The 8,329-nt window shown below is 70.7% G+C and carries 5 protein-coding genes and 1 pseudogene; 3 read left to right on the forward strand and 3 right to left on the reverse strand.

Annotated features, from left to right (window positions below; genetic code table 11):
• The 3 genes from VGS97_RS05000 to ccrA all read right to left on the reverse strand — a co-directional run.
• On the reverse strand, positions 1-680 hold a 680-nt coding region (locus VGS97_RS05000; protein ID WP_326852003.1), incomplete at its 3' end, for a cellulose-binding protein.
• A 513-nt stretch (positions 681-1,193) separates the two neighbouring features.
• The gene (locus tag VGS97_RS05005; protein WP_326852004.1) at positions 1,194-4,703 is read right to left on the reverse strand and encodes a hypothetical protein; all 3,510 of its coding nucleotides are present in this window, start codon (positions 4,701-4,703) and stop codon (positions 1,194-1,196) included.
• 51 nt (positions 4,704-4,754) lie between these two features.
• Positions 4,755-6,092, reverse strand: coding sequence for a crotonyl-CoA carboxylase/reductase (ccrA, locus tag VGS97_RS05010; RefSeq protein ID WP_349261985.1), 1,338 nt, complete (start codon positions 6,090-6,092; stop codon positions 4,755-4,757).
• 287 nt (positions 6,093-6,379) lie between these two features.
• On the opposite strand from ccrA, the gene VGS97_RS05015 reads away from it, so the two are divergent.
• From VGS97_RS05015 to VGS97_RS05025, 3 genes and pseudogenes are all read left to right on the forward strand, one after another.
• Positions 6,380-6,775, forward strand: coding sequence for a hypothetical protein (locus VGS97_RS05015; protein ID WP_326852006.1), 396 nt, complete (start codon positions 6,380-6,382; stop codon positions 6,773-6,775).
• A gap of 16 nt (positions 6,776-6,791) precedes the next feature.
• A complete protein-coding gene (locus VGS97_RS05020) occupies positions 6,792-7,658 on the forward strand; it encodes a TetR family transcriptional regulator (protein ID WP_326852007.1) in 867 nt (288 codons plus the stop codon).
• Between the two features lie 221 nt (positions 7,659-7,879).
• A pseudogene (locus VGS97_RS05025) lies at positions 7,880-8,329 on the forward strand (hypothetical protein); the annotation flags it as partial.

The following is an 8,329-nucleotide window of genomic DNA, read 5'->3' on the forward strand; positions in this document are numbered from 1 at the left end:
CGGCGCTCGGCGTCGGTGCGCATCTTCTCCGCCTCAAGGCGGATCTGCTCGCTGCGGGTCTCGACCTCGGCCAGGTGCTTCTCGGCCTTGGCCTGACGGGCCGCCAGATCGCGCTCGGACTGCTCGCGCCGCTTGGCCAGCTTGGTCTCGAAGTCGGTGGCCGCGGCCGCCGCGGAGGCCCGGATGTCCTCGTAGTGCGCCTCGGCCTCGGCCCGCTTGGCCGCGGCGTCCTTGGCGGCCGCGGCCCGGATCTGGTTGGCCTCGTCCTTGGCCTTCTCGTTCAGCCGCAGCCCCTCGGCCTCCGCCTTGGCCCGGCACTCCTTCGCGTACTGCTCGGCGTCCGCGCGTACCTGTGCCGCCGCCTGCTCGGCCAGCTCCCGGTGCTGGTCGGCGGCCCGGCGAGCCTCCTCGCGCAGGTCCTTGGCCTCCTCCTCGGCCAGCCGCAGGATCTTCTCCACCCGGGCGCCGAGCCCGGCGTAGGACGGCTCCGAGTCGGACAGCTGCGCCTGCACCGACTGGTTCTCCAGGTGCAGCTCCTCGATCCGCTTCTCCAGCGCGGACACCCGGGCCACCGCGCTGTCGCGCTCACTGGTGATCTTGGTGATCCGCTCGTTCGTCTGGGGAATGTCGTAACCCTTGCGAACGATCTCCAGACCGAGGGGCGATGTGGTCTCGCTCATCTCTTCTTCAATCTCCTGATGACCGTTGAGGTCGGTGGGGCCGTGCGGGTGGTCTGCGTCAGCGGTCTGCGGGGCCGCCGGTACGGAATGGCGCGGGTTCCAGGGGAATCCTGGCACGATTCCGGGGGGTGCCGGGCCGCCTCAGACGGATTGGCGGTCGCCATCGCCCGATGGGGTGGCCGCGTAGCGTCATCACACTAACGGCTGAGCGTGTCGGATCGGCAGGCACCGCCCCCGATTTTCTGGGAAAGCGCGCGATTCGGCCACCGGAGGCGCCGATCTCCGTGCGGTGCACCGTGATCCGGGAGACCACCGCGAACCGTGAGGCCATGGTGGGGTTCTGATGCGCCGACTCCGCCTGCTTCGCCGTACGTTTGCGGGATGCGGCGAGTGTATCGGTCCGCTGACTGGTCCCGACCGGCCTTTTCGCACTCCGTGCAGCCGATCCGCCGCCGTCACCGCCACTGTCTGGTGCCAGGGTGTCCGAGACCAGGGTGTCCGATGCGGGCAGGGTCACCGCGTCGCGTCTTTGGTCGACTTGGGCTGCGGCTTGATGATCGGGCCGGCCAGCGCGTCCAGCACGCCCTGCACCCGGCTCATCTCCGCCTTGATCTCCTCGCGCCGTATCTGGAGCGCCTCGACGTCGCGCTGCGCCTCGGCGCGCAGCGTCTGCGTCTTCTCCCGGGCCTTGGCCACCACGGCGTCCGCGGTCTTCTCGGCCGCCGCCCTCATCGCCGTGGCCTCTTCGGACGCCGACGCGCGCATCCGCTGGGCCTCGCGCTGCGCGGCGGCCACCTGCTCGGCGACGGTGGCGCGCAGCGCGTCGGCGCCCGCGGTCGCGTCGGCGGTGATCTTCGTCGCCTCCGTGGTCGCCTTCTGCAACTGCATCCGGGCCTCGTTGACCAGTTCGTCGGCGCGCTTGGCCGCGCCCTGCAAGGTCTCCGAGGCGTGCTTGCGCGCCGCGCTGGTGGTCTGGTCGGCCTCGTTCGACGCCTCGGTGCGGGTGCGCTCGGCCTCCGTGGTCGCCTCGGCCCGGATCCGGGCGGCCTCGGCCTGCGCGGCCGAGGTGAGGGCACGAGCCTGGGCCTGCGCCTTCTCGGTGACGCCCTCGGCGGAGGCGCGGATGCGGTCCACCTCGGTGCGCGCCTTCGCGGCGATGGAATCCGCCTCCGTGCGGGCCTTGGCGATCAGCTGCTCGGCCTGCGACTTGGAGCTCACGCCGAGTTTCCCGGCCTCGTCGCGGGCCGCGCCGACCAGGGCGTCGGCCTCGCGGGCCGCCTTGGCCAGCCGCTCCGCGGCGTCCTTGCGGGCCTTCTCGGAGACCGCCGCCGCCTCGTCACGCACCCGCTGCGCCGCCTCGGCGGCTTCCGCGCGCGTGCGCTCGGACTCGGTGCGCCCGGCGGTGAGCATCGCGTCGGCCTTCGTGCGGGACTCGGCCAGCAGCGCGGTGGCCTCGGCCTTCGCCCCGTCCAGCACGCCGTCGGCGCTCGACCTTATCGCCGCGACCTCGTCCGTGGCCTCCTTGATCGCCCGCGCGGTCCGCGCCGCGGTGTCCTCGGTGAGCTTCTGCGCCGCGGCCTTCGCCTTCGCGCCGAGTTCCGCGGCGTCCGCGCGGATCCGGCTCGCGTCGGCCTCGGCGTCCCCGCGCTGCCGCGCGGCGTCCTCGCGGGACTCGGCCAGCATCCGCTCGGCGTCGGCGCGCGCGTCCACCAGCGCCTTCTCGGCCTGCTGATGCAGCGACAGCGCTTCCGACCCGGCCTCGGCGCGCATGGTGGCGGCGTCCTGCTCGGCCTTGTCGATCAGGCCCTCGACCGCCTTGCGCACCGCCTTCGCCTCGGCCTGGGCGGCGGCGACCGCCTTGGCGCCCTGTGTGCGCGCTTCTTCGACGATCCGTTCGGCATCGGTCCGCGCCGCCTCCCGCGTGGCGTCGGCGTCCTGCTGCGCCCGCTCGGTGAGATCGGCGTTGCGGGCCTCGTTCTTCTGCCGCAGCTGGGTGATCTCGGCACGCACCGCCGAGCGCATCGCCTCGACGCCGGCCTCGGTGTCCAACCGCAGCTTCTCGGCCTCGACGCCGGCCTTCGCCCGCGTCTTCTCGGCTTCGTCCAGCGCCTTGGCCTTGGCCTGGTTGCCTTCGGCGATCAGGCCGGCCCTGGTCTTGTCCGCCTCGGCCTTGGCCTGCGCGAGTGTCTCCTCGGCGGCGGTGCGCGCCTGGCCGACGGTCTTCTCGGCCTCGGAGAGCCCCTGCATCCGGGTCTTCTCAGCGGCACGCTCCGCCTCGGTCTTGACCCGCTCGGCATATGACTGCGCGTCCGCGCGCACCGCGTCCGCCGCGGCGGCGGTCTCCTCGTGCACCCGCGCCGCATCCGAGTGGGCCTCGTCACGTACCCTGCCCGACTCGGCGTCCGCTTCGTCGCGCACTCGGGTCGCTTCGGCGCGGGCCTCCTCGCGCTCCCTGCTTGCCACGGCGCGGGCCTCGTCGCGCACGCTGGTCGCCTCGCCGCGCAGCCGCTGCGCTTCGGCCGCGGCCTCCTCGCGTACCCGGCTCGACTCGGCGTGAGCCTCGTCGCGCACGGTGGCCGCCGCGGCGTCGACCGCCGCACGGTGCTCGTCCGCAGCCGCCTGCGCGGCGTCGGTGATCTTCCGGGCCGCCGCCGTGGCCACGTCATGCGCGCCGGCCGCTTCCTCGTGCAGCCGTCTGGCCTCGCTGTGCAGTTCCTGGACCTCGTCGCGCAGCGCGGCGGCCTCGGCCCGGACGGCTTCGTCGTGCCGCCGGGTCTGCTCGGTGGCGTCCGCGATCAGCTTCTCGGCCGTGGCGGCGGCCTTCTCCAGCGTCTGCGCGGCCTTGCGGTCCGCCTCGGCCACGTTCGCCGCCGCCTGCTCGCGCTGCGCGTTCGCCGTCGCGGTCGCCTTGGCCATGGCCTGCGCGGCGGTCGCCGCCGCCTCGGCCTTGAGCCGCCCGGCCTCGGCCTCGGAGTCGGACTTGAGCTGCTCGGCGCGTGCGGTGGCCTCCGACCGGACCCGCTGGGCCTCGGTCTGCGCCATCGTCATCAGCTTCTGCGCACTGGTGGAGGCGGAGCCGGCCTGCTCGGCGGCGTCGCGCTCGTGCGCCGTGGCCCGCGCCGTCGCGGCCTCGGCGGCGGCCTGCGCCTCCTGGAGCACGCGCTGCGCATCGGCGTTGGCCTTGGCGACCATCTGGTCGGCGTGCGTACGCGCGGCCACCGCGGTCTGCTGCGCCTCGGCCTGGAGCGAGGCGCGCATCTGCTGGGCGTACTCCTGGGCCTGGCGCACCTCGTTGGCGGCCTGCTCGCGCAGCTGCCGCAGCTCCGACTCGACCTGCGCGCGGGCCTGTTCGGAGGCCTGGCGGCGCATCTGCTCGGTCTCGTTGCGTACCCGCTCGGCCCAGGCCACGGTCTCGTTGACCTCGGCCTCGCCGCGCTGGCGGCGCTCGGCGAGCTCCGCCTCCAGGTTGCGCCGGCGCTGCTCGAAGTCGGCCTGGAAGCGCTGCGCCTCCTGCTGCGCCTGCGAGCGCACCTGATCGGCCTGTGCCTGCGCGTTGCGCAGCATCTGGTCGACCTGGCCGGAGATGTTGTTGTAGTTCGGGCCGGAGTTGTTGCGGCGCAGCTCGTGCAGCTTGGAGCGGAGCACCTCGACCTGGTAGCCGAGGTCTTCCCCATGCGCGATGGCCTCGTCGCGCTCGGTGCGGACCCGGCCCAGGTGCGCTTCGAGCTCGTCGAGGTGAGCCTCGACCTCGTACCGGTCATAGCTGCGCATGCTCTGCTCGGGACCCGTCTGCTCCCGGTTCTCGCGCGGCCGCCCGCCGCCGCGGTCGGCCGTCTTCCCGCGCCTTCCGGTCGAGCCCGACGACTGCGGGACCGACTCGTCCTGACCGGGCTCCCAGACCCGCCGCGGGTCCGGGTCGGCGTAACCGGAGTCGTTCGGCTGCGCTGAGTAGTATTCCTGGAACCGTGCGTCACCAGGGTCGTCATGGGGGGAGCGGGAACCGTATCCGGTTCGTTCGTCCACGCGCCCATATCCCATGACAGACAATGGTGTCAGATTCCGGGCCGGGGGGCCTTAGACGTTACGAAAGCGTTCGATCGCGCTCCGATATCGCTCCCGCAGTGCGCTGTCACGCACCCCCAGTCCTTCTTCCGGTGCTAGACACAGTACGCCCACTTTCCCCTGATGCAGATTCCGGTGGACGTCGAAGGCCGCCTGACCCGCCTCGGCCAGCGCATACGTGCGCGAAAGGGTCGGATGCACGCGGCCCTTCTGCACGAGCCGGTTCGCCTCCCACGCCTCCCGGTAGTTGGCGAAGTGCGAGCCGATGATCCGCTTCAGGTTCATCCACAGGTAGCGGTTGTCGTATTCGTGCAGATAGCCGCTGGTCGAGGCGCAGGTCACCACGGTGCCTCCGCGCCGGGCCACGTAGACCGAGGCGCCGAAGGTCTCCCGGCCCGGATGCTCGAAGACGATGTCGGGGTCCTCGCCGCCGGTCAGTTCACGGATACGCGCGCCGAACCGCTGCCACTCCTTCGGGTTCTGCGTCGAGGGGTCGGACCAGAACCGGTATCCCTCCGCGGTGCGGTCGACGACCAGTTCGGCCCCCATCGCCCGGCAGATGTCAGCCTTCTGCGGCGAGGAGACGACGCAGACCGGGATCGCGCCGCCGTTCAGTGCGTACTGCGTCGCATACGACCCCAGCCCGCCCGACGCCCCCCAGACCAACACGATGTCGCCCTGCTTCATCGCCGCGCCGTTCTTGGACACCAGCTGCCGGTACGCCGTCGAGTTCACCAGACCGGGACACGCCGCCTCCTCCCAGCTCAGGTGAGCGGGCTTCGGCATCAGCTGGTTCGTCTTGACCAGCGCGAGCTCGGCCAGCCCGCCGAAGTTCGTCTCGAAGCCCCAGATCCGCTGCTCCGGGTCGAGCATGGTGTCGTCGTGCCCGGCCGCGTCCTCAAGCTCCACCGACAGGCAGTGCGCGACGACCTCGTCGCCGGGCCGCCATCTGTTGACCCCGGGCCCGGTGCGCAGCACCACGCCGGCCAGGTCGGAGCCGATCACGTGATACGGCAGGTCGTGCCGCTTGGTCAGCGAGGACAGCCGCCCGTACTTGCGCAGGAAGGCGAAGGTGGGCACCGGCTCGAAGATCGAGGTCCACACGGTGTTGTAGTTGATCGCGCTGGCCATCACGGCGACCAGCGCCTCGCCGGGCCCGAGCGGCGGCACCGGGACCGAGTCGAGGTGCAGCGAGCGCCGAGGATCCTTCTCCCGCGTGCTCACGCCCTCGAACATCGCAGTCTCGTCCGCATGCACCGTGACGGCCCGGTACTCCGTGGGAAGCGCGAGAGAGCCGAACGCATCAGGGGCGGTGTCTCCGGCGTTGATCGCGTCCAGAATCTCCTTTATTTCCGGAGACATCCCGGATGTCCCCGGTGAAAGGGATGGCGAAGCTGACGTATCAGTCGTGCTCATGGGGGTCGGCCTCCAGACGGATGGTCGCGTAGAGCGCGTTACTTGCCGGTAACTATGCCCCCGTCCTGCCCACTTGGCTAGGTGGCGCGAATCACAGCCGGTCGCCGAGGCCAAGATTTGAACGCGTTCGAATTCGGCGCTACGCTCAACGCAGAAACTGAACGTGTTCAAAAGAAGCAGCTCCATCCAAGGCCGCCCCACGCGGCCGGAGAGGGGTCCCCATGGACCTCACCGTTCTCACCTACATCGTCTACCTCGTCATCACCATCGCCCTGACCGTCTGGGTCGGCCGCACCTTCAGCCGGGCCGGGCTGGTCTTCCTCTCCGAGATCTTCCACGGGGACCAGCGGCTCGCCGAGGCGGTCAACCACCTGTTCGTCGTCGGCTTCTGCCTGGTCAACCTGGGTTTCGACGCACTGTGGCTGCGCTACGGCCCGGCCGTGGCCGACACCCGCGGCCTGTTCGAGGCGCTGTCGGTGAAGATCGGCACCGTGCTGCTCATCCTCGGCGCCCTGCATCTGGCCGACATCCTGGTGCTCAACCGGTACCGCCGTCGCGCGCTGGCCGATCTGGCCCACCAGCTCGGCCTACCCGAGAGCCCGGCACCGACCAGGTGACGGCACACTCGTGCCCATGAGCACCGAGACCAACCCGGCCGCCGGCGACAGTCGCAGTGATGACGACAACCGCAGCGACTACGACAGCGACAACGGGGTCGTGCCCGGCGCCGACGACGGGCACCCCGGCGGCACTGAAGCGGGGGCAGGTGCGGGCCAGGCTGCTGGGGGCCTGGCCCGCACCCGTGTGCCCAAAACCAACTCGTCAAAGAGCGAGCAGACCAGGACCCTGATCCTGGAGACCGCCCTGCGCCTCTTCCGCGAGCGCGGCTACGACCGCACCACCATGCGCGCCATCGCCGAGGAAGCGGGCGTCTCCGTCGGCAACGCGTACTACTACTTCGCCTCCAAGGAACACCTGGTCCAGGGTTTCTACGACCTGATAGCCGACGAGCACCGCGAGCGCCTGCCCGCCCGCCTCGCCGACAAGCGCGACTTCGGCGACCGTCTCCGCACGGCGCTCGACGTATGGATGGCCATCGCGGCGCCCTACCACGAGTTCTCCGCACAACTGTTCAAGAACGCCGCCGACCCCGCCAGCCCGCTCAGCCCCTTCTCCGCCGAGTCCGAGCCGGCCCGCAACGCGGTCATCGAGCTCTACCGTGGAGTCCTCGCCGGCTCCGACGCCAAGCTCGACGCCGACATCGCCGAGCTGCTGCCCGAGCTGCTGTGGCTCTACCACATGGGCATCGTGCTCTACTGGGTCTACGACCGCTCCCCGGACACGGTCCGCACCACCCGCCTCGTCGCCCGTGCCACAGCCGTCGTCGCCCGCCTCGTCGCACTTAGCCGTTTCAAGATCCTGCGACCGCTGGTGCGCGAGGCGAAGGACCTATTGTCCGAGTTCGTACTCGTGCAACGCCGTGCCGGAACCGGGACGTAGCCCCTCGCGATTGCGACGGCGCGTATCAGGGGTATACCGCCGATAACGGCTCTCGAACGTGACTGCGGCCTTGTGGGCGGCTGTAGGGACGCCCGCCGCTGCGCGTCGGCTGCCCCTGCGCCGCCGACCACGGTCAAGTGTCAAGTTCGAAAAGGGCCGATAACGGGGTCGGGGTTCGGTTCGGGGTAAGGGCTGCGGGGGATGCCGTGCAGATTCTTGAGGTGACCGGTTACGCGATCCGCTCAGCGGCGACCACGCTGCGCCGTGCGGATACGCCACTGAAATTCGTGCTGTATCCCATGGTCCACTTCGCCGCACCTTCGTTCTACGCGGAAGTACGGCGCAGACTGCGTGAGTGCGATCTGATCGTCGCCGAGGGCGTAGCGGGCCCGACGTTGCAGAGCAATGCGATGGACCTGACCAACCGGCTGTTCCCGAGGGGACGCCAGCGCGGCCTGGTCGGCCAGACGGACGAAATATCCCTACCACCTGGCATACCGGTGATTCGCCCGGACCTGCCGCTGATCGACCTGGACAAGCAACTGCGCGCGCTACCCACGCTCACCCAACTGGCATTCGCAGCGGGAGCCCATCTGACGGCGGTCGCCCTGGCGCTGACCGGATCGGAAATCTTCTTGGACGATGCCCTGGCCGTACACGACTTCCCGTTC

Origin of the sequence: Actinocrinis sp. (assembly GCF_035946395.1) — a bacterium.
Lineage (GTDB): Bacteria > Actinomycetota > Actinomycetes > Streptomycetales > Catenulisporaceae > Actinocrinis.